Annotated in this window: 20 protein-coding genes, 1 tRNA gene and 1 pseudogene; 11 read left to right on the top strand and 11 right to left on the bottom strand. The window is 70.1% G+C overall.

The genetic code is table 11. The features are described from left to right. The 7 genes from ABEA87_RS35235 to ABEA87_RS35205 all read left to right on the top strand — a co-directional run. The coding region (locus tag ABEA87_RS35235; RefSeq protein ID WP_345637190.1) for a ferritin-like domain-containing protein at window positions 1-204 on the top strand (204 nt) is incomplete at its 5' end. Between the two features lie 94 nt (window positions 205-298). Next, window positions 299-802, top strand: coding sequence for an Lrp/AsnC family transcriptional regulator (locus tag ABEA87_RS35230; protein ID WP_345637188.1), 504 nt, complete (start codon window positions 299-301; stop codon window positions 800-802). 72 nt (window positions 803-874) lie between these two features. Continuing rightward, the gene (locus ABEA87_RS35225) at window positions 875-2,194 is read left to right on the top strand and encodes an outer membrane protein assembly factor BamB family protein (protein WP_345637186.1); all 1,320 of its coding nucleotides are present in this window, start codon (window positions 875-877) and stop codon (window positions 2,192-2,194) included. 57 nt (window positions 2,195-2,251) lie between these two features. After that, a complete protein-coding gene (locus ABEA87_RS35220; RefSeq protein ID WP_425571014.1) occupies window positions 2,252-3,898 on the top strand; it encodes a fumarate hydratase in 1,647 nt (548 codons plus the stop codon). Window positions 3,899-3,954: 56 nt separating this feature from the next. Then, window positions 3,955-5,244, top strand: coding sequence for a YML083C domain-containing protein (locus ABEA87_RS35215; protein WP_345637182.1), 1,290 nt, complete (start codon window positions 3,955-3,957; stop codon window positions 5,242-5,244). A 194-nt stretch (window positions 5,245-5,438) separates the two neighbouring features. Further along, the gene (locus tag ABEA87_RS35210; protein ID WP_345637180.1) at window positions 5,439-6,806 is read left to right on the top strand and encodes a class II fumarate hydratase; all 1,368 of its coding nucleotides are present in this window, start codon (window positions 5,439-5,441) and stop codon (window positions 6,804-6,806) included. Between the two features lie 19 nt (window positions 6,807-6,825). Beyond that, the gene (locus ABEA87_RS35205; protein ID WP_345637178.1) at window positions 6,826-7,251 is read left to right on the top strand and encodes a heavy metal-binding domain-containing protein; all 426 of its coding nucleotides are present in this window, start codon (window positions 6,826-6,828) and stop codon (window positions 7,249-7,251) included. 4 nt (window positions 7,252-7,255) lie between these two features. Here ABEA87_RS35205 and ABEA87_RS35200 read toward each other — a convergent pair. Beyond that, window positions 7,256-7,582: pseudogene (locus tag ABEA87_RS35200) on the bottom strand (IclR family transcriptional regulator); the annotation flags it as partial. Between the two features lie 77 nt (window positions 7,583-7,659). On the opposite strand from ABEA87_RS35200, the gene cysS reads away from it, so the two are divergent. Beyond that, entirely contained in the window at window positions 7,660-9,078 is a 1,419-nt protein-coding gene (gene cysS / locus ABEA87_RS35195) for a cysteine--tRNA ligase (RefSeq protein ID WP_345637176.1), read from the top strand. Further along, a complete protein-coding gene (gene rlmB / locus ABEA87_RS35190) occupies window positions 9,068-10,153 on the top strand; it encodes a 23S rRNA (guanosine(2251)-2'-O)-methyltransferase RlmB (protein WP_345637173.1) in 1,086 nt (361 codons plus the stop codon). The genes cysS and rlmB overlap by 11 nt, the downstream gene beginning before the upstream one ends. An 87-nt stretch (window positions 10,154-10,240) precedes the next feature. Here the strand turns inward: rlmB and ABEA87_RS35185 are convergent, their stop codons facing one another. From ABEA87_RS35185 to ABEA87_RS35170, 4 genes are all read right to left on the bottom strand, one after another. Next, entirely contained in the window at window positions 10,241-11,062 is an 822-nt protein-coding gene (locus ABEA87_RS35185; RefSeq protein ID WP_345637170.1) for an ATP-binding cassette domain-containing protein, read from the bottom strand. A gap of 4 nt (window positions 11,063-11,066) precedes the next feature. Then, entirely contained in the window at window positions 11,067-12,161 is a 1,095-nt protein-coding gene (locus ABEA87_RS35180) for an ABC transporter permease (RefSeq protein WP_345637168.1), read from the bottom strand. Between the two features lie 17 nt (window positions 12,162-12,178). Then, a complete protein-coding gene (locus ABEA87_RS35175) occupies window positions 12,179-13,255 on the bottom strand; it encodes a sugar ABC transporter substrate-binding protein (RefSeq protein ID WP_345637166.1) in 1,077 nt (358 codons plus the stop codon). A 535-nt stretch (window positions 13,256-13,790) separates the two neighbouring features. After that, the gene (locus tag ABEA87_RS35170; protein WP_345637164.1) at window positions 13,791-14,882 is read right to left on the bottom strand and encodes an ABC transporter ATP-binding protein; all 1,092 of its coding nucleotides are present in this window, start codon (window positions 14,880-14,882) and stop codon (window positions 13,791-13,793) included. Between the two features lie 235 nt (window positions 14,883-15,117). Here ABEA87_RS35170 and ABEA87_RS35165 point away from each other — a divergent pair. Continuing rightward, window positions 15,118-15,190: transfer RNA gene (locus ABEA87_RS35165), tRNA-Thr, on the top strand. A 68-nt stretch (window positions 15,191-15,258) separates the two neighbouring features. On the opposite strand, the gene ABEA87_RS35160 is transcribed toward ABEA87_RS35165, so the two are convergent. The 3 genes from ABEA87_RS35160 to ABEA87_RS35150 form a co-directional block, all read right to left on the bottom strand. After that, a complete protein-coding gene (locus ABEA87_RS35160; RefSeq protein ID WP_345637162.1) occupies window positions 15,259-15,747 on the bottom strand; it encodes a tyrosine-type recombinase/integrase in 489 nt (162 codons plus the stop codon). Beyond that, a complete protein-coding gene (locus ABEA87_RS35155) occupies window positions 15,686-16,189 on the bottom strand; it encodes a hypothetical protein (RefSeq protein ID WP_345637160.1) in 504 nt (167 codons plus the stop codon). The genes ABEA87_RS35160 and ABEA87_RS35155 overlap by 62 nt, the downstream gene beginning before the upstream one ends. Window positions 16,190-16,269: 80 nt before the next feature. Continuing rightward, window positions 16,270-16,602, bottom strand: coding sequence for a hypothetical protein (locus ABEA87_RS35150; protein ID WP_345637158.1), 333 nt, complete (start codon window positions 16,600-16,602; stop codon window positions 16,270-16,272). Window positions 16,603-16,982: 380 nt separating this feature from the next. Between ABEA87_RS35150 and ABEA87_RS35145 the strand changes: the two genes are divergently transcribed. Continuing rightward, window positions 16,983-17,555 carry a hypothetical protein gene (locus ABEA87_RS35145; RefSeq protein ID WP_345637156.1) on the top strand — a complete coding sequence of 191 codons (573 nt, stop codon included), beginning with the start codon at window positions 16,983-16,985 and terminating at the stop codon, window positions 17,553-17,555. Between the two features lie 21 nt (window positions 17,556-17,576). Here the strand turns inward: ABEA87_RS35145 and ABEA87_RS35140 are convergent, their stop codons facing one another. Genes ABEA87_RS35140 through ABEA87_RS35130 form a run of 3 tightly spaced genes read right to left on the bottom strand, consistent with a single transcriptional unit; the run spans window position 17,577 to window position 20,697 of the window. Next, window positions 17,577-18,392: a sugar phosphate isomerase/epimerase family protein gene (locus tag ABEA87_RS35140; protein ID WP_345637203.1), complete on the bottom strand. Its 816-nt coding sequence runs from the start codon at window positions 18,390-18,392 to the stop codon at window positions 17,577-17,579. A gap of 5 nt (window positions 18,393-18,397) precedes the next feature. After that, window positions 18,398-19,549 (bottom strand): dihydrodipicolinate synthase family protein, encoded by a 1,152-nt coding sequence (locus ABEA87_RS35135; RefSeq protein ID WP_425571013.1) that lies wholly within the window; start codon window positions 19,547-19,549, stop codon window positions 18,398-18,400. Further along, window positions 19,546-20,697, bottom strand: a complete 1,152-nt coding sequence (locus ABEA87_RS35130) for a Gfo/Idh/MocA family protein (protein ID WP_345637152.1) — start codon at window positions 20,695-20,697, stop codon at window positions 19,546-19,548. Before ABEA87_RS35130 ends, ABEA87_RS35135 begins: the two co-directional genes overlap by 4 nt. Between the last annotated feature and the right edge of the window lie 68 nt (window positions 20,698-20,765).

The following is a 20,765-nucleotide window of genomic DNA, read 5'->3' as shown; positions in this document are numbered from 1 at the left end:
CTGCCGGAGTTCCCGGCCGGCCAGGTGGTCGACGACGAGGTGGTAGCGCTGATCACCGAGGCGCTGGCCGACGTGTGCGGCTCGGTGCGCAAGCGGGTCGAGCACACCGACGAGCTGGACCCGGCGAGTCAGGACCTCCTCATCGGCGTGCTGCGCACGCTGGAGCAGCAGCACTGGATGTTCGCCGCGCAGAAGGTCGACTGACCCGTTCCGGCGGCCCGCCCGGCGACACCGCCGGGCGGGCGGTCGGGCCGGCGGGGGGCGCGTCGGGCCCGACCCGGGCACGCGGGGTGCGGCGGTGACCGGTGGCCCACCCTCGCCGATCGACCGGCTGGACGCCCAACTGATCGCGCTGCTCGCCGAGGAGCCCCGCATCGGGGTGCTGGAGTGCGCCCGCCGGCTGCGGGTGGCCCGGGGGACGGTACAGGCCAGGCTCGACAAGCTGACCGGCCGCGGCGTGATCCGCGGCTTCGGCCCGGACGTCGTGCCGGCCGCCCTCGGGTACGGGGTGACCGCGTTCGTCACCCTGGAGATCTCCCAGAGCCGGGGCCACGATCCGGTCTCCACGCACCTGGGCACCATCCCCGAGGTGCTGGAGGTGCACACCATCACCGGCTCGGGCGACCTGCTGTGCCGGATAGTGGCCAGGTCCAACGCGGACCTGCAGCGGGTGATCGACCAGGTGGTGTCGTACCACGGCATCGTCCGGGCCGCGACGATCATCGCGTTGGCCGAGCAGATCCCGTACCGCACGCTCCCGCTGGTACACGCCGCCGCCGGGGGTCGGTTGAGCCCCGGCTAAAGCCGCATACCGGGGCGACACGGCCTTGATCGGGTACGCCGGGGCCTCCCGGTGCGCGGCTACGGTGTGCGGGTGGCGAAGGGCCGGGGCGTCAGGGGTTTCGTGGGTTTCCTCGCCCTGCTCGGGATCGTCGGGCTGGTCGTCGTCTACTCGCTGGTCACCGGCTGGAAGGTGCTGCCCGACACCGGCAACTGGTTCACCAAGCTGTCGTCCTCTCTGACCGCGCTGAGCAAGCCGAAGCCGACCTGGCAGACCAGCGTCGGTGACCAGCCCGAGGTGGCCGTGGCCGGCGACGGCGCCGTAGTGGTGATCTCGGACGGCGGCGTCGAGGCGCACCGGATGTCCAACGGCGAAAAGATCTGGCATCGGAACGCGGCCTGGGCGGGCGTCGGTGGCTCCGGCGACAACATCGTGATCCTCGGCCACACCGGCCGCAAGCACGGGTACGACGCGGTCGCCGCCGACACCGGCGCCGTCGAATGGACCAACTCATCGGCCATCGCGGTGTGGACCTACACCGATCTGATCCTCGACCTGACCTGTCCGGCCGACAACTCCTGTGACCTGACCGCGCGGTCGCCGGCCACCGGCGCGGCGCGCTGGAAGACCCGGCTCGCGGGCAGGGCCCAGCGGCTGGCCGGGGCGAACACCGCGCTGTCCAGCCCCCGGCCGTTCGACGGCACGATCCAGCCGCCGCAGCCGGCCCCGCCCCTGCTCGGCTTCCCGATCGACAGCCAGATCCAGGTGGTGGCGTCCGCCAGCGGCCGGCGCCTGCACACCTACGAGCCGACCAAGGACACCCGGATGGTGGTGGCCGGCAACCGGGTGGTGGAGAGCACCGCCGTGCTGCGCGACGGCAGTTGCCGGTACACCGTCCAGGGGCGGGACCCGGACGGCGACCGGCAGGTCTGGCAGCGCAGCGGGTACGACCTGAAGACCTCCTCGGGGGTGGCCTGCGAGCAGCGCGAGGACCCGTTGGGCGGGGGCGGCCTGCTGGAGGCCGTCGGCCCGGACAACCGCGAGGTGCTGCTGAGTTCGACCACCGGCGCCCCGGTGTACAAGCTCGCCGCCGGTGACACCACGGTGGCCACCGACGGACGGGTGGCGCTGGTGCGCACGGCCGACGGCAAGGCAGTCCGGGCGGTGTCCCTGAGTGGCGGGGCGAGCCTGTGGACCCGGGATTGCGACAAGTCGATCAAGGTCGACTTCGCCTCCGGTGTGGCGTTGTTCACCGACGCGGGACAGGGCACCCTCGTCGCGCTGTCGAGTTCGGGCGGCACGCTGATCGATGTGAAGAGCGGGGCGACGCTCCTCGGGTACGCCCAGAACGGGCTGGTCATCCACATCGGGCTGCGGGTCGGACTGGTCACCTACGGCAGCTCCACCCGCTGAGCGCCGGCCGCGGGATCGCCCGATCCGCCCGAGTGACCCGCGAGTAGATTGGCCACCGTGCCGGAATTCGTGTATGCGCCGCTGCTGCCGCTGGGTGAAGACAAGACCGAGTACCGCCTGCTGACCACCGAGGGCGTCGAGGTGGTCGACGGGCCGGGCGGGAGGCGATTCCTCACCGTGGCGCCCGAGGCGCTGACCCTGTTGACCGACACGGCCATGCACGACATCGCGCACTTCCTGCGCCCGGCTCACCTGACCCAGCTCCGGTCGATCCTCGACGATCCGGCCGCGTCGCCGAACGACCGGTACGTGGCGCTGGACCTGCTACGCAACGCGAACATCGCGGCCGGCGGGGTGCTGCCGATGTGCCAGGACACCGGCACGGCGATCGTGATGGGCAAGCGTGGCCGGTACGTGCTGACCGACGGCACCGACGAGGAGGCCATCGCCCGGGGCGTGTTCGACGCGTACACCCGGCTGAACCTCCGGTACTCGCAGCTGGCCCCGCTGACCATGTGGGACGAGAAGAACACCGGATCGAACCTGCCCGCACAGGTCGAGATCTACGCAGGCGACGCGCATCCGGACAGCTACGAGTTCCTGTTCATGGCCAAGGGCGGCGGCTCGGCCAACAAGTCGTACCTCTACCAGGAGACCAGGGCGCTGCTGAACCCCACGCGGATGATGCAGTTCCTGGAGGAGAAGTTGCGCCTGATCGGTACCGCGGCCTGCCCGCCGTACCACCTGGCCATCGTGATCGGCGGCACCAGCGCCGAGTTCGCGCTCAAGACGGCCAAGTACGCCTCGGCCAAGTACCTGGACAACCTGCCCACCGAGGGCTCGATGAGCGCGCACGGCTTCCGGGACCTGGAGCTGGAGGCGCAGGTGCTGGAGCTGACCCGGCAGTTCGGCATCGGCGCCCAGTTCGGCGGCCGGTACTTCTGCCACGACGTGCGGGTCGTCCGGCTGCCCCGGCACGGGGCGTCCTGCCCGGTCGCGATAGCGGTGTCCTGCTCGGCGGACCGGCAGGCGCTGGCCCGCATCACGCCCGAGGGAGTCTTCCTCGAGCAGTTGGAGACCGACCCGGCCCGGTTCCTGCCGGACGTCGAGCTCGACCAGGGGCCGGTCGTCAAGGTGGATCTGAATCGGCCGATGAGCGAGATCCGCGAAGAGCTGTCCCGGTATCCGGTCAAGACCCGGCTTTCACTGACCGGTTCGCTGGTCGTGGCGCGTGACATCGCTCACGCGAAAATCGCCGAGCGGCTGGACGCGGGCGAGCCCATGCCGGACTACCTGCGCGACCACGCGGTGTACTACGCCGGGCCGGCGAAGACCCCCGACGGGTACGCCAGCGGCAGCTTCGGCCCGACCACCGCCGGCCGGATGGACTCCTACGTGGAGAAGTTCCAGGCGGCCGGTGGCTCCCTGGTCATGCTGGCCAAGGGCAACAGGTCCGCGCAGGTCACTCGCGCCTGTCAGGAACACGGCGGCTTTTATCTCGGCTCGATCGGCGGCCCGGCGGCCCGGCTCGCCCAGGACTGCATCACCCACGTCGAGGTGCTGGAGTATCCGGAACTCGGCATGGAAGCGATCTGGAAGATTGACGTCGTCGACTTCCCCGCATTTATCGTCGTCGACGACAAGGGCAACGATTTCTTCGCGGAGACGAGTAAGCCGGTACTCACCGTCGGTCGACGTGTCTAACATGTGACCAGTTCACCGGTTGTACCTCAGCGTCGAATCGATTGACAATAGCGCCCGTGTCGCAGCCCCCGTACTCCTATGGCCCGACGAATGATCCTGGGCAACAGCAGCCCGTAGATCCCTATCAGCCCAGCGCGGCCCCGACGTATCCAGACCCGACCTACCAGGACCCGAACCAGCAGCCCGCCGGCGGATACCCACCGGCCGCCGGTGTCCCGGCCGGTCAGCCGTATCCGTCGCAGCCGTTCTCCGGGGCGCCGGTCCAGTCGCAGCCCTACTCGGCGCAGCCCTACTCGCCCGGACCGAGCTACGCCGGGCAGCAGCCGGGCTACGCGGATCCGGCGCAGGCCGGTTACCCGGGTCAGCAGCCTGGCTATGCGGATCCGGCGCAGGGCGGCTATCCGGGTCAGCAGCCTGGCTATGCGGATCCGGCGCAGGGCGGCTATCCGGGTCAGCAGCCTGGCTATGCGGATCCGGCGCAGGGCGGTTACCCGGGTCAGCAGCCTGGCTATGCGGATCCGGCGCAGGGCGGCTATCCGGGTCAGCAGCCTGGCTATGCGGATCCGGCGCAGGGCGGTTACCTGGGTCAGCAGCCGGGCTACCCCGGCGCGCCGCAGGGGTACCCGGGGGCGCAGCCGTCGTACCCGGGCCAGCAGCCGGGCTACCCGGGTGCCCCGCAGGGCTACCCCGGATACCCGGGCTACCCGGCGCAGCCACCCAAGAGCAACCGGACCGGTCTCATCGTCGGGATCGTCGCCGCGCTGGTGGTGGTGGTAGTGGGCGGTGGCATCGGCGCCGCCTTCGCGTTCAGCCACGGCCACGGCGGCACCTCGAAGGCCGGTGGTGCGACGCACTCCGGCGACCTGCGCGACTACCTGGTCACGATGCCGTCGGCCGCGCAGAAATGCGAGGACGAAGAGGGCACCAACGAGGTCCTGAGCCTCGACCAGGCCGCGCAGCTCAGCGACAACGCCGACGCCCGCAAGTCCGAGCTGCAGAAGTTCGGGTTCAAGACCGGGGCGGCCCGTTGCTGGGTGAACTCCGACGACTCCTCCGTCGACATCCGGCTCTACCAGTTCGGTTCGTCCACCGACGCCAAGGGCTTCTTCGACGAGGACATCGACGGGACGAGCAGCGCGTACGACGCCGCCAACAAGGCCGACGTGGCGGGAGTTCCGGACGCGAAGTCGTTCGCCACCCCGGACAAGGACGACCAAGGGTTCGTCCAGGCGCTCGAGATCGGGCTCAACGGTGACGTCGTGATGGTGGTTGTGACCAACCAGCACGCGCCGCTGTCTCTCGATTCGGCGAACGACCTGCTCAAGCAGGAGTACCAGAAGCTGTAACGGGGCGACGGGCGGCCGTCCTCGGGGCCGCCCGCCCTGGCCCGTTCGCCTGGCCCGCCACGCTGCCCCAGCCACTCCGCGCCGGCCGCTCCTCCTGGCCGACGCGGCCGCCGGGAGGTCGAAATGCGCTGGTCAGGGGTGGCGCCGGTCTCCACCGCTGGCCGCGCGCGGGCGGGCCGGTGCAGGATGAAGCCATGGTCGAATACCGCGTCGAGCGCGACACCATGGGCGAGGTCAAGGTACCGGCGGATGCGCTGTGGCGGGCGCAGACCCAGCGGGCAGTGGAGAATTTCCCGATCTCCGGCGGTGGCCTCGAACGGGCCCACATCGTCGCGCTGGCCGAGATCAAGGCGTCCGCCGCGCACGCCAACGCCGCGCTCGGGGTGATCCCGGAGGCCGTGTCCGAGGCGATCCAGGCGTCCGCCCAGGAGATCATCGACGGGGCGCACCACGACCAGTTCCCGGTGGACGTGTTCCAGACCGGCTCCGGTACCTCCTCGAACATGAACATGAACGAGGTGCTGGCCACGCTCGCCGCCCGCCGGCTCGGTGAGCCCGTCCACCCAAACGACACCGTGAACGCCTCGCAGTCGTCCAACGACGTCTTCCCGTCGTCGATCCGGCTGGCCGCCACGGCCTCGGCGACCCGGGACCTGGTGCCGGCGCTGGAGCACCTGGCCGCCACGCTGGACGTGAAGGTCGGCGAGTGGGCGGACGTGGTGAAGTCGGGCCGTACCCACCTGATGGACGCCACCCCGATCACGCTGGGCCAGGAGTTCTCCGGGTACGCGGCCCAGGTCCGGTACGGCCTCGAGCGGCTGCGCGCGGCGCTGCCCCGGCTCGCCGAACTGCCGCTCGGCGGCACCGCCGTGGGCACCGGCATCAACACGCCCCGGGACTTCGCCCGGCTGGCCATCGAGCGACTGGCGCAGCGCACCGGACTTCCGGTCACCGAGGCACGCAACCACTTCGAGGCGCAGGGGGCGCAGGACGCGCTGGTGGAGCTGTCCGGGCAACTGCGCACCATCGCCGTGGGCCTACACAAGATCGCCGGGGACATCCGGTGGATGGGCTCCGGTCCGACGGCCGGCCTGGCCGAACTGCGCATCCCGGACCTGCAGCCGGGTTCGTCGATCATGCCCGGCAAGGTGAACCCGGTGGTGTGCGAGGCGGTGCGGCAGGTCGCCGCCCAGGTGATCGGCAACGACGCGGCGGTCGCGTTCGCCGGCTCGCAGGGCGAGTTCGAACTCAACGTGATGCTGCCGGTGATGGCCCGCAACACGCTGGAGTCGGTGCGGCTGCTGGCGGCGGTGAGCCGGCTGTTCGCCGACAAGTGCGTGGCGGGCCTGACCGCCGACGAGCGGCGGACCCGCGAGTACGCGGAGAGCTCCCCGGCGATCGTGACGCCGATGAACCGGTACGTGGGCTACGACGAGGCGGCGGCGATCGCCAAACAGGCGCTGGCGTCCCGTACCACGATCCGGGAGGCGGCACTCGCCCGGGGACACGACGACCTCGATCTAGAAGAAATCCTCGACGTGCTGCGGATGACTGGTCGATGATCGGGGTACCCATTGACCCGTGCTGATTGTGACCGTTGAGAATCTTCCCGGGTACCAGATCAGGGGCCTGATCGGCGAGGTGGTCGGAGTGACCGCCCGCCCGCAGAACAAGTTCACCGAGGGCGTCCGCTCGCTGTCCGGCAGCCTCTCCGAGGCCGGGGAGCAGTACCTGATAGCGGGGCGCCGTGAGGCGGTGGAGCGGATGGCGTACCACGCCCGTAGCGCGGGCGCGAACGCCGTGATCGGTATGCGCTTCGACCACCGGGTCGTCTCCCCGAACTGGGTCGAGATCTGCGCGTACGGCACCGCGGTCGTGGCGGTGGCGGTCCGCGCCGCCCTGCCCGGTCCGCGCCGGGCCACGGCGCGCCGGATGGCCTCCCGGCCGGAGGCCCCACCGCCGGCGCTGTACGAGACGATCCTGGAAGAGGAGACGAACTCGCCCTGAGCCGCTACGCCTGGCCGGGCGCCAGGGCCCGGCTGGTGGCGGCCGCGGCCGCGATGACCGCTGGCCCGACGACTGGCGCGTCGAGCGCGGCCAGCGCGACCACGCCGACGCTCGCCTCCAGGCCCGGCACGCCGATCACCGGGGCGGCGATGCCGTACGCGCCGGCCTGCAGCTGACCGGTGGTCTCGACCCAACCGGACTCTCCCCGCCGACCGGCGAGGATCGCCAGGCCCGCCCGCGCCCTGATCGAGCCGGTGCCGGGAGCCCGTCCGGTAGGCGACGTGCAGTGGGTCCAGCTCGGCTCCACCACGGCCAGCGCCACGGCCTCTCCGGTCGCCGCCGGTGCCCCGCCGGCACCGGCCAGGTATCCGGACGACCGCGAACCTGGATGGCCGCTACCCTTTGGGGGTGACCCTACGGCTGTACGACAGCGCCACCCGGACGGTGCGGGATTTTGTCCCGCGGACTCCCGGTCAGGTCGGCATGTACCTGTGTGGCCTCACCGTGCAGTCCGGCCCTCACATCGGTCACCTCCGCTCCGGTGTGAACAACGACGTGCTGCGTCGCTGGCTGATGCGCTCCGGCTTCAAGGTCACCATGGTCCGCAACATCACGGACATCGACGACAAGGTGCTGGCCAAGTCGATCGAGCAGAGTGAGCCGTTCTGGGCCATCGCATACCGCAACGAGCTCGTGCTCGGCGCCGCCTACCGGGCGCTGAACGTGCTGTCGCCGACCTATGAGCCCCGGGCGACCGGGCACATCCCGGAAATGCACCAGCTGATCGGGCAGCTCATCGAGGGCGGCCACGCCTACCCGGCCACCGACGGCTCCGGCGACGTGTATTTCGACGTCCGTTCATACCCCGACTACGGCGAGCTGTCCGGGCAACGGCCCGATGCCATGGAGCCGGCCGCCGACGCGCCGGCCCGGGCCAAGCGGGACCCGGTGGACTTCGCGCTGTGGAAGGGCGAGCGCTCCGACGAGCCGGCGGAGGCCTACTGGCCGAGCCCGTGGGGGCGGGGCCGGCCCGGCTGGCACATCGAGTGCTCGGCGATGTGCTGGCGGTACCTCGGCGCCGAGTTCGACATCCACGGCGGCGGGCTCGACCTGCTGTTCCCGCACCACGAGAACGAGGTCGCCCAGTCCCGCGCGGCCGGCCTTCCGTTCGCCCGGTACTGGGTGCACAACGGCCTGCTCAATCTGGGCGCGACCAAGATGAGCAAGTCGCTGGGCAACGTGATCGACCTGGACGCGCTGATGAGCCTGGGCGTGCGCCCGGCCGAGGTGCGCTATTACCTGGCCCAGCCGCACTACCGATCGGTCATCGACTTCTCCGAGGCAGCCCTGCAGGAGGCGGCCACCGCGTACCGGCGGGTCGAGAGCTTCGTCGTCCACGCCGTGGAGCGGGTCGGCGCCGTCGAGCCGGGTGAGCTGCCGGCCGAGTTCGTCGAGGCGATGGACGACGACCTGAACACCTCGCGCGCCCTGGCCGTGCTGCACGACGCGGTCCGGCTGGGCAACGCCGCGCTGGCCGCGGACGAGGATGTCAAGGAGCCGCTGGCCCGGGTGCGGGCCATGCTGGACACGTTCGGCCTGGATCCGCTGGAGGCTCACTGGTCCGGCGCCGCCGCCGGTGGTGCCGCCGACGACCTCACGTCCACAGTGGACGCCTTGGTGCAGCTCGCCCTGCAGCAACGAGAACTCGCCCGTACCCGGCGCGACTGGACGGCCGCCGACGCGGTACGCGACCAGTTGAGGCAGGCCGGAGTAATTGTCGAAGACACACCCCACGGACCACGTTGGAGCATCGCAAATGGCCGGTAATTCACAGCGTCGCGGACGGCGCGTCACGCCCAAGAAGGGCGCGACCGTCGGATCGGGCGGCAAGCGCCGTGCCGGCCTGAAGGGCAGGGGTCGCACCCTGCCGGCGGACGAACGCCCCTGGCACAAGGGATACTCGGGCGACGAGCCGCTGCCCGAGCGCACCGCCTGGAAGCAGGACAAGGAGCGCCGGGCCGCCGCGGCGAAGGGCCGCGCACCCAAGATTGGCCAGCCGGGCACCAAGCCCACCACCACCGGTAAGAAGGCGCAGACGCCCGCGCGCAAGCCAGGTCCCCGGGTCGCACCGGGCCGCCGGTCGGCACCGGCCAAGGACGCGCCCGAGCTGCTCGTCGGCCGCAACCCGGTGGTCGAGGCGCTGCGCACGAACGTGCCGGGCACCACGCTGTACCTGGCGCAGGGGCTGGACTCGGACGACCGGATCAGGGAGTCCGTGCGCACCGCGGCCGACCGGGGCATCCCGGTACTGGAGATCACCCGGGCCGAGCTGGACCGGATGACCGGTGGCGTGCTGCACCAGGGCATCGGGCTGTCGGTGCCGGCGTACGCGTACGAGCCCTTCGAGGACCTGCTGGCCGCGGCCCTTGAGGCGACACCGCCCCTGCTGGTCGCGCTGGACGGGATGACCGACCCGCGCAACCTGGGTGCGGTGGTGCGCTCGGCGGCTGCCTTCGGCGCGCAGGGCGTCGTCATCCCGGAGCGACGCGCGGCCGGCATGACGGCCACGGCGTGGCGCACCAGCGCCGGCGCGGCGGCCCGAGTCCCGATCTCGCAGGTGACCAACCTGACCCGGACGCTCAAGCGGTGCCAGGAAGAGGGCTTCATGGTCGCCGGGCTGGACGCCGACGGAGAAACTCCGCTGCACGAGCTGGAGGCCGCGACCGGACCGCTCGTGGTGGTGGTCGGTTCGGAGGGCCGGGGCCTGTCGCGACTGGTCGGGGAGACCTGCGACCTGTCGGTGAGCATCCCGATGGCGTCCGCGGTGGAGTCGCTGAACGCCTCGGTGGCGGCCGCGGTGGCGCTGGCCGAGGTGGCCCGGCGCCGGCTGGCCGGAGACTAGCCGGGCTCGTTGTGGACAGCCGGCCGGCCGTGGACCCGCCGGGCTGGCCGGCGCCGGCGGGCTCGAAGCACCGCCGGCGCCGCCCGTTCAGCCCTTGGCGTCGCGAATCTCGGTGAGGTACCGGCCGCGGTCGCCGGCCTTGCTGCCGCCGACGCGGTACTCGTTGGCCACCATGTCGAGCAGCTCCTCGGCCGAGGTCTCGCTGGTCTTCTTGTCGAACGTGATCTCGCCGTGCTGCAAAAGGTTGACCCGGTCGCAGACGTCGAGCACCTGGGTGTAGTTGTGCGCGATCAGGATGATCGACAGGTCGCCGCGGGACCGGAGCATCGAGATCAGGTCGAGGATGATGCCGCCCTCCTTGGCCCCCATGGCGGCCAGCGGCTCATCCAACAACAGGATCCGTGCGTCGGAGTAGACCGACCGGGCCACCGCGATGGCCTGCCGCTGCCCGCCCGACAGGTTGGCCACCTCGGCGTTGATCGACGGGATGTTGATGCCGATGTCGTCGAGGTACCTGCGGGCGTTGCGGCGCATCAGCCCCTTGCGCAGGAACGGCCCGAACCGGGGCTCCTTGTTCAGATGCAGGTTCAGGTAGACCGGCAGGGTGTTGATGAGGGCCAGATCCTGGAACACCGTCTCGATACCCAGCGAGCGTGCGTGCTGGACCGAGTTCAGGGTGACCGGCTGGCCGTCGATGTAGAGCTGACCGCTGGTGGGCTGGTGGAAGCCGGTCAGGATTTTGATGAGGGTGGACTTGCCGGCCCCGTTGTCGCCGATCAGGCCCAGCACCTCGCCCCGCGCCACCGAGAGGTTGATGCTGCGCAGGGCCTGGACCTGTCCGAACCGCTTGCCGATGTTCTCGGCCCGGATGGCCAGCGGTGCCGCCGTGGTCGTGGCTTCGTCGGTCATCGGGTCAACCTTCTTTCGCGCCGCGCCGCAGCCGGGCGAGCTGGGTGTTGAGCACCATGGCGATCAGGATCGCCACACCCTCGATCACGATGAACGTGGTCGCGTCGATGCCCTGGATGTTGAAGCCGTCCTGGAGTACGGCGAGCAGCATCGCACCGAAGAACCCACCGATCACCGTGCCGGAGCCGCCCAGCAGCGCGGTGCCGCCGATGACGCACGCGGCGACCGCCTCGAACATCAGGTCGTTGCCGCCGGCGTTCGGGTCGAAGGAGTGCGAGATGTGTACGCCGTCCAGGATGCCGGCGAGTCCGGCGAAGGTCGACGCGATCACGAACGCCCGGATCTTCACGAGCCGGACCTTGATCCCGGCCTCGGAAGCCCCGAGCATGTTCGCCCCGGTCGCGATGGTCTGAGACCCCCATGGGGTCATGGTCAGCACCACCTGCATGACCACGGCCAGACCCACGGCCCAGATGAACTCGGACCACTTCGAGGCGCCGAGGATGTGCATCAGCCAGCCGTCCTGAGGCGCCGGCCGGGGGAAGTTGTGGGAAACCTTCAGGGTGACGCCGTGCAGCAGGTAGAGCGTGCCCAGGGTGGTGATGAACGACGGCAGCCTCAGCAGCTGGCTGACCAGTCCGTTGAACGCGCCGATGGCCGCGGCGACCAGCAGCGCGATGATGACCGACAGAATCATCGGGACGCCGTCGTCGTTCGCGGCCATCATCACGAACGGAACCAGGCCGAAGGTCATGCCCGCGGACAGGTCGATCTCGCCGCAGATCAGCAGGAAGACCTCGCCGGCGGCGACGATCGCGGCGGCGGAGGCGAAGTTGGCGATGTTGCTGAGGTTCGAGGACGACGAGAACGCCGAGTTGGAGAACTGGAAGTAGACAATCAGCACGATCACTACGATGACCACGCTGAGCTCACGTAGCCGGAGCACCGAGGAGCCCCACGACGAAAGCCAGCCTCGGCCCGCGGCGGGCGCCGGTACCGCTACCGATGAATCGGTGGCGGTACCGGCGGAGCGCCGCTGGGTCGGGACCGTCTTGCCGTCGCTGGCGTCATCCTTCGCCGGCACGGACTTTTCGGTCACGATGATTTGCCCATTCGTTACTGGTTGATGTACTGCTGCTTGGGCGAGCTGCCCTCGAACCGGTTCTGCGACTTCAGGTACGGCGCGACGAGGTCCTTGGTGACGAACTTCAGACCGGTGTCGGTGGCCGGCGGGCTGACCAGGGTGCCCGACAGCTTGTACAGGTACAAATAGAGCACCGGCAGGAAGCCCTGCATGTAGGCGGACTGGTCGATGGTGAAGTCGAGGATGCCGTCCGAGATCGCCTGCTCCGTGGGGACCAGCAGGTCGAAGCCGCCGCCGTGGTACCCCTGGGTGTGCAGGTTGTACTTGCGCATCACGTTGGCGATGCCCTGCGTACTGCCGGCGTCCACCGCGAACAGGCCCTTGTAGCTCTTGCTGCCCTGGGTGAACGCGTCGATGGCGGACTGCTCCGGGTTGACGTCGGCACCCGTGGTGACCTGCTTGACGTTGAACGGCTTGCCGGTCGCCTTGAGTGCGGCCTGCGCGCCGTCGGCCCGCGGCTGGATGTTCAGCGAACCCGGGGTCGCGATGAAGAGGGCGATGTCACCACCGTTGGGGAACAGGGTGGCGATCCGGTTGCCCATCGCCTGCCCGGCCGCGAACAGGTCCTGCCCGACGTAGGCCAGCCGGGCGTTGGTGGTCACGTCGGCGTTGTACGACACCACCGGGATGTTCTTGGCCAGCGCCTGCTGGGTGGGATCGTTGAACGCGCTCTGGTCGACCAGCGCCACCGCGATGCCGTCGGCCCCCGACGTGACGGCGGTGTTCATCGCCTCGACCATCTGTGCCACGTTCGAGGTTTCGGAGCCGGTCCACTGGTAGGTGCAGCCGAGCAGGTCGCAGGCGTCCTGGATGCCGTACTGGGTGGCCTGGAAGAAGGGGTTCGTCGTGACGTGGTTGACGAACACGAACTTCCACTTGGGGGTGTTAGGGAAGCTGCCGTGGCCTCCGCTGCCGGAGCTGTTCTTGTCGCTGCTGCAGGCGGCCAGCGCCGCCAGGCTGGCGGCGGCCGTTGCCAGGCCCGCACCGCGCAACATGGTGCGGCGCGACGGATTCGGGGGAACGAGCGTCGAATCCTCGTTGTATGACACCTTTGTTTCGTCCCTTCGATCGCCAAGGCCGGCATCACCGAGAGATGCCGGCCGCCATAGTCGAATCGATCGCCATCGGGAGGCTGTGCCCGGCGACTAAGCTGCCGGCGCGTGCTCACCGCGACCGGATGGCGTAAACGGCGACGTGCCACGCCGGAGAGCGGTATGCACGCATGTGGCACTCCGGCGTGTTTTACAGATGCAAAACGACCCATGTTGGTGTTGAACGAGAGCATAGTCCGGCCGACATGCGACGGAAATATCATCTTGGCACCGAATCCGGTCAGCCGGACGCATGTTCGGTTGACCGAACAGCGAAGCGAAGGCCCGGATTCTGGTCGACCGGCCGAACGCACTCCTACCGTCCGTGGTGGAGGCTTGGCCGTTGGTACCAATAGCGTTGGGCCCCGGGCGGTGTGGCGGCGCCTGCCGTGCTCGCCTGGGAGGCCGTGCTTTCCTGCGAAGGTGTCAGCACGCAAACGGTGGCGGGGCGGCCTTCCGTTGCCGGAAGACCGCCCCGCCGGGGTTGGCTGCGTCAGATGCGCACGCCGCTGGTGGCGTGGAAGGCGTGGTGGTGGCCGACGCGCGGCTTGACGTAAACCGTGTCGCCCATGCGCGGGGTGCTCCGCCCGTCGGTACGCACGACGAACCGCTCGTCCGCACCGCTCAGGTTGACGTGGCCGTACACGTACGCGTCGGAGCCCAGCTCCTCGACCAGGTCGACCAGGATCGGCATGCCGCCCTCGCTCTCGGCGACAAGGTCGGTGTCCTCCGGCCGGAAGCCGACGGTCACGGTGCCGCTGTTGCCGTCGCTCTTGGCAGTGGTGATCTGCTCGCGGGTCAGCGGCAGAACCATGCCGGCGAAGTTGGCGCCGTCGTCGGTCAACGGCACGGTCTTGATGTTCATCGCCGGCGAGCCGATGAACCCGGCGACGAACACGTTGGACGGGCGGTCGTACAGCGAACGCGGTGTGTCGACCTGCTGGAGCACGCCGTCGAGCAGCACCGCGACCCGGTGACCCATGGTCATGGCCTCGACCTGGTCGTGCGTGACGTACACGGTGGTGGTGCCCAACTGCGCCTGCAGGGTGGCGATCTGCGAACGGGTCTGCACGCGCAGCTTGGCGTCCAGGTTGGACAGCGGCTCATCCATGAGGAAGACCTGCGGCTTACGCACGATCGCGCGGCCCATCGCGACCCGCTGGCGCTGGCCACCGGACAGCGCCTTGGGCTTGCGGTTGAGGTACTCCTCCAACTGCAGCAGCTTGGCCGCGTTCTTGACCGCCGCGTCGATCTCCGCCTTCGGGGTCTTGCGCAGCTTCAGCGCGAAGGCCATGTTGTCGTACACGGTCATGTGCGGGTACAGGGCGTAGTTCTGGAACACCATCGCGATGTCGCGGGACTTCGGCGGCAGGTTGGTGACGTCCCGGTTGTCGATGAAGATCCCACCGGCATCGACGTCTTCCAACCCGGCGAGCATGCGCAGGCTGGTGGACTTGCCGCAGCCGGAGGGGCCGACCAGGACGAGGAACTCGCCGTCGCCGATCTCGAGGTTGAGGGCGTCCACCGCAGGCTTGGTGCTGCCGGGATAGATCCGCGTGGCATCGCGGTACGTGACTGTAGCCATGGCGTGTGCATCCTTCCACCGGCAGGAACGTGCCGGACGATCCGAGTAAAAGGTGCGGCACCCAGCGGATGCCGGGTGTGCCGTTCTGTCAAGGTAGACGTACACGTTGGCAAATGCCAAGAGCTATCGGACCTGCGCGGGGTCATTTGCCCGGTACCTGCCTGGTTGTGGTGCGCCGCGCGACGGGCGGCTACGCCACGGGCGTACCATGCTGGAGGCTCGCGGGTCGGGCCGTGCCGACGTGGCGCAATTGGTAGCGCACCCGACTTGTAATCGGAAGGTTGCGGGTTCAAGTCCCGCCGTCGGCTCCCCAGCTCAGGCCCGGGGGCGGCTGATCTTGACCGCCCCCGTGACCCCAGCGATTGACCCCAACGCCTCACTCATCGAACAGGAACGCGAGCTTGTCGACGGCACCGCGCCGTACCTTGTCGGTGGGGTCGACGTACAGCGTCTTTGTGATCGTCGGCGAGCTGTGCCCGAGAACGTCCTGGATGTTTTCGATCTTGACGCCCTGCTCGTCGAGCAGCGTCGCGCAGGAGTGCCGAAGATCGTGGAACCGGACCCGTCGCACGCCGGCCCGGTCGCACAGGTCCGCGAAGTGCCGGTTCAGGTTGCGTGGGTCCATCGGCGTGCCGATCGCGGTCGGGAAGACCAGATCATGATCTTTCCAGCTCTTGCCGGCCCGCTCCCGCTCGGTGGCCTGAGCTTCCTTGTGTTGCCGTAGCGCCTGGACCAGCGGCGCCGGCAGGGCAACGACCGCTCCGAGTCGGCCGTCTTGACCGGGCCGATGGTCAGCGACCCGTTCACCCGATGGACGGCCTGGCGGACGTAGAGCGTGGCACTGTCGAAGTCGATGTCCGCCCAACGCCCCAGTGCCCAACCGCGGCGCAATCCCACCGCCAGCCGACGGCGTACAGCGCGTAGAGCCCGTCCGGCTTAGCGGCCTTGAGGACCGCCCGCGCCTCGTCGGCGGTCAGCGGCTTGAACCGGGGCCGGTACCGGAACGTCAGCCGCAGGTTCTTCGCGACGTTGTGGGTGAGCAGCCCGTCGAGGATGGCGTCTTGCAGCGCCACCCGCAGCACCCGATGGATGTAGCGGATCGTCCCGTCACTCAGGTACGACTCGCAGCACTCGCGCGGCTTGCGTGCGCAGCAACGCCGCTTCGACTCCGGCCGCCGCTCGTCCTTGCGGAGCGCGCAGCACTGGCACGACCGCTTGACCTTGTTGAGAAACGTCCGCAGCTCCGGAGCAGACAACCGGATCAGGCTCTGCTTGCCGATGCCCGGCACGATCAAGGCGCCGCGCAAGCGCGGCGCAGCGGCGCACTCGCCGGCGCGCTGCTGGCGGCGCTAGGCCCCGGCACCGCGCGCCACGGCGCGCCGCCTCCCTACTGCGACTCGACCCAGGCGGTGACGGCGGCAGCGAACTGGGCGGCAGGAAGCTCCACGACGACACCCTCGCCGACGAGCTGCGACCCCTTGGAGATCGCCAGCCCGAGCAGCGCAAGGTCTCCGGCCTGGCGACGAGAACGGGCCTGCTCGCAGGTCTCGGCACCGGCTGGCCCCTCCTCATCGCGATCCCAGGCAGCGGCAGCCGCGGACGCGAGATGCCTCGGGATCGTGACCCTGACCGTCGGGACCGCCAAAGCCAGAACAGCACCGATCTCCGCCAGGACCTCGACGTCCTGGCGATAGCGGTCATACTCGCCCGGCTCGCTCATGACCGCAGGCTACCCGGCATGACCATCTCGGGACTCCGCCCCGAACTTCGGCCGTCCTCGGCGAGGGTCGGTCACCCGGCGGGACATCCTGAGATTCTCACGCGGCTTCTCACCGGAAGAACGACCAGGCAACGGGCCGTGACGACCGCGAGGGCGGCCGGCCGCCGCCGATCCCAGGGCGATCGGCTGCTGGCGCCCGCAGGGACATTCCACGGCAAGTGGCAGTTGATTGCTCCAGCGGCGCCATCGCCGGGAGACGGGCCATGTGAAGCGCTCGCTCGGCCCCGCTGATCGAGAGGCGACTCCGCCGCTCGGGGGAGGCCGGGGCGACCAGGCGGTGCGAGCATGGAAGACAACGTGTGCGCACGTGGGAGGCGATCGTGAGCGACGAGCCGACCATCATTGACCTGTCCGAGCGTGGGCCGGGCGGCCGGTTGGACGCGCGCCCATCGACCCGGCGCCAGCGGTACCTGTGGGTGGCCGGCATCACCGGGCTGGCCATCTTCGCCGGGGCCTGGATTCCGTTGCACGGACACGGTTCCCGCGGGTTCGCGCCGCCCGCGCCGACCATTGAGGTGATCCCGCTGCGCGGCTCGGGTGCCGCCCAGATCACCGCCGACTCGTTCATCCACCAGGCGTCATACCGGTACGCCCTGGTCAATGCCGGAGTCGACGCGATCGAGATCGACCGCCTGTACGTGCTCGTACCCGGGATGGTGCTGCTGCGCGTCGATCCCGAACGTGCCGCCATCTCGGCCGGGCGCACCCAGATCGTGACGCTCACCTTCCAGGTCTGGGACTGTCCGGACGTCCTTTCCCAGGGGGATATGCGCACGCTGCGGGCCATCGTCAGGACGGCGGGGGGTCCGGTCGAGTGGCAGGTCGAGCTGGCGTCGCGGTTCCCGGGCCGGCAATGGCAGGCCGACGTGGCCGTCGCCGCGTGCCAGCGTTAGGGACGGGCACTGGGGATCGGGTCAGCCGAGTTCGCGGGCGAAGCTCTCCTTCATGATGCGCAGCGTCTCGTCGCCCGGGGTCGCCCAGATCTTTTCGTTGAAGATTTCCACCTCGACCCAGCCGGTGTACCCGGCCGCCGCCACCGGTGCCGCGATCCGGCGGAAGTCGATGTGGCCGTCACCCACGTGACCCCGGCCGAGCAGCATGTCCTCCGGCAGCGGGATGATCCAGTCGCAGACCTGGAAGCTGGCGATGCGGCCGCCCGCGCGGGCGAGCTGCGCGTCCAGGTCGGGGTCCCACCAGACGTGGTACGTGTCGACCACCACGCCCACCGTCTCGCTCGGGTACGGCAGCGCCAGGTCCAGCGCCTGACCCAGGGTGGACACCACGCACCGGTCGGCGCAGAACATCGGGTGCAGCGGCTCGATCCCCAGGCGTACGCCGGATTCCTGGGCGTACGGGGCGAGTTCGTCCAGCGCGTCGGCGACCAGCGACCGGGCCGTGGGCAGGTCCTTGCTCCCGCCCGGCAGCCCCCCGCTGACCAGGACGAGCACGTCGGCCTCCAGTGCGGCCGCCTCGTCTATCGCCAGCCGGTTGTCGGCCATGGCGGCGGCCCGGGCGTCCGGGTCGACGGCCGTGAAGAAGCCGCCCCGGCACAGGCTCGACACGTGCAGCCCGGCGCGGCGTACCGCGGCCACCGACTCGCGCAGCCCGGCCTCGCCGACCTGGCGGCGCCACAGTCCGATGGCGCCGATGCCGGCCCGTTGGCAGCCGTCCACCGCCTCCGCGACGCTCCACCGGTCGGTGGTGGCCTGGTTGAGCGCCAGGCGGTCGATGCCGATCACCGGAATCCCTCCGCGGAGCCGTCGAGGTACCCGTTCATCCGGTACGCGGCCAACTCGGGGTCGGCCAGCACGCCGGCCTGGTCGGCGAGCACGAACAGCCGGGACAGGTGGGCGGCGTCGCGGGCCGTCTCGTACCCGCCGATGAGCCGGAAATGGCTCTGTTGCCCGTTGAGCCAGGCGAGGAACGCCAGCCCGGTCTTGTAGTGGTACGTGGGCGCCTGAAAGATGTGCCGCGACAGCGGAACGGTCGGGCGCAGGGCGGCGAGATAACCGTCGGTGTCACCCTCGTCCAGCCGGGCCAGCGCGGCGGCGGCCGGGGCGGCGATGCCGTCGAAGATGCCCAGCAGCGCGTCGCTGTGCCGGGTACCGTCGCCGAGGATCAGCTCGGGGTAGTTGAAGTCGTCGCCGGTGTAGAGGCGTACCCCGGCCGGCAGCCGGCGGCGCAGATCGATCTCGCGGTCCTTGTCCAGCAGGGAGACCTTGATGCCGTCGACCTTCTCGGCGCGCGCGGTGATCAGCTCGATCACGGTGTCGGCCGCCGCGTCCAGGTCGGTGTGGCCCCAGTAGCCGGTCAGGGCCGGATCGAACGCGTCGCCGAGCCAGTGCAGGATCACCGGCCGGCGCACCTCGGCCAGCAAAGTGCCGTACACGGACAGGTAGTCCTCGGGCCCGTTCGCGGCGGCGGCCAGCGCGCGGCTGGCCATCAGCACGACGGTGGCGCCGCTGCCCTCGATCAGCTCCAGCTGCTGCCGGTACGCCTCGAGCACCTCGACCAGGCCGGGCTTGCTGTCCAGGTCGAGCTGGTCGGTGTTGGCGCCGCAGGCCAGCGCCCCGTTCACGCTGGCCGCCTCGGCGGCGCTGCGCCGGATCAACTCGGCGGTGGTCGGCCAGTCCATGCCCATGCCGCGCTGCGCGGTGTCCATGGCGTCGGCGACACCGAGACCCAACCGCCACAGGCCGTGCCGGAACGCCATCGTCTCGTCCCAGTCGACGGTGCTGCCCCCGGTGCCGTCCGGGCCGGCCACCACGTGTGCGGCCGCGTACGCCCGGCGGAGCCGGGGCGGTGCCGCGACGCGGGGCCAGGACGGCGCCCTGCCGACAGCGTGCCGCCCCTCGCCGGGCAGCTCGATAGTGGCGACCACGCTCACACCTCCAGCGCCGGCACTGGCAGCCGCCGCCCGGTGCGACCGGACTCGAGGGCGATCTGGGCCAGCTGCACGCCCTTGGCGCCGTCGACGAGGTCGTACGGGAACGGTTCGCCCAGGTACGCGGCCCGCAGGAACATCTCCCACTCGGCCTTGAAGCCGTTGTCGAACTCGGTGTTGTCCGGCACCTCGGCCCACTGCTCCAGGAACCGGTGGGGCGAGGGGACGTCCGGGTTCCACACCGGGCGCGGGGTCATGGCACGCTCCTGGATCCGGCAGTTGCGCAGCCCGGCCACCGCGCTGCCGCGCACCCCGTCGACGTGCAGTTCGAGCAGCTCTTCGCGGTTGACCCGGGTGGCCCAGGAGGCCGAGACCTGCGCGGTCACGCCGCCGGCCAGTTCGAGGATGGCGAAGGCGGAGTCGTCGGCGGTCGCCGCGTACTCGCTGCCCTGCTCGTCCCAGCGCCGGGGGATGTTCGTCACGGCGTGGCTGTAAATCGACTCCACCGGCGCGATCAGGTGCTCGAGCAGGTAGCGCCAGTGCGGGAACATGTCCAGCACGATCCCGCCGCCGTCGGCGGTCCGGTAGTTCCAGGACGGTCGCTGCGCCGGCTGCCAGTCGCCTTCGAAGACCCAGTAGCCGAATTCGAGCCGGACCGACAGGATGCGCCCGAAGAAGTCGCCCTCGATCAGCCGGCGCAGCTTGAGCAGGCCGGGCAGGAACAGCTTGTCCTGCACGACGCCGTGCGTGATGCCGGCGTCCCGGGCGGCGCGAGCCAGGCGCAGCGCACCGTCCAGCGAGTCGGCGACCGGCTTCTCGGTGTAGACGTGCTTGCCGGCGTCGATGGCTGCCAGCAGCGCCTTCTCCCGCACGTGGGTCAGCTGGGCGTCGAAATACACCTGCATGTCGGGCTCGGCGAGCGCCTCGGGCAGCGAGGTCGTCCACCGGTCGATGCCGTGCCGGTCGGCGATCGCGCGGACCCGCTGCTCGTCCCGGCCGACCAGCAGCGGCTCGGGCCACAGCCGGGTGCCGTCGGGCAGCTCGAAGCCGCCCTGCTCGCGAATGGCCAGGATGGAACGGATCAGGTGCTGGCGGTAGCCCATCCGCCCGGTCACACCGTTCATGATGATGCCGATGCTTCGCCGAGACATGCTGCCTCTCTCGTTCGTATGGCCGCGAGGGAAGCCGACCCGGTGAGCCGGACCCTATGACGAATGGA

The sequence above is a fragment of the Rugosimonospora acidiphila genome, from assembly GCF_039543385.1.
GTDB lineage: Bacteria > Actinomycetota > Actinomycetes > Mycobacteriales > Micromonosporaceae > Rugosimonospora > Rugosimonospora acidiphila.
The sequence above is the reverse complement of the archived record's forward strand: the minus strand, read 5'-3'. Positions and strand labels throughout refer to the sequence as shown.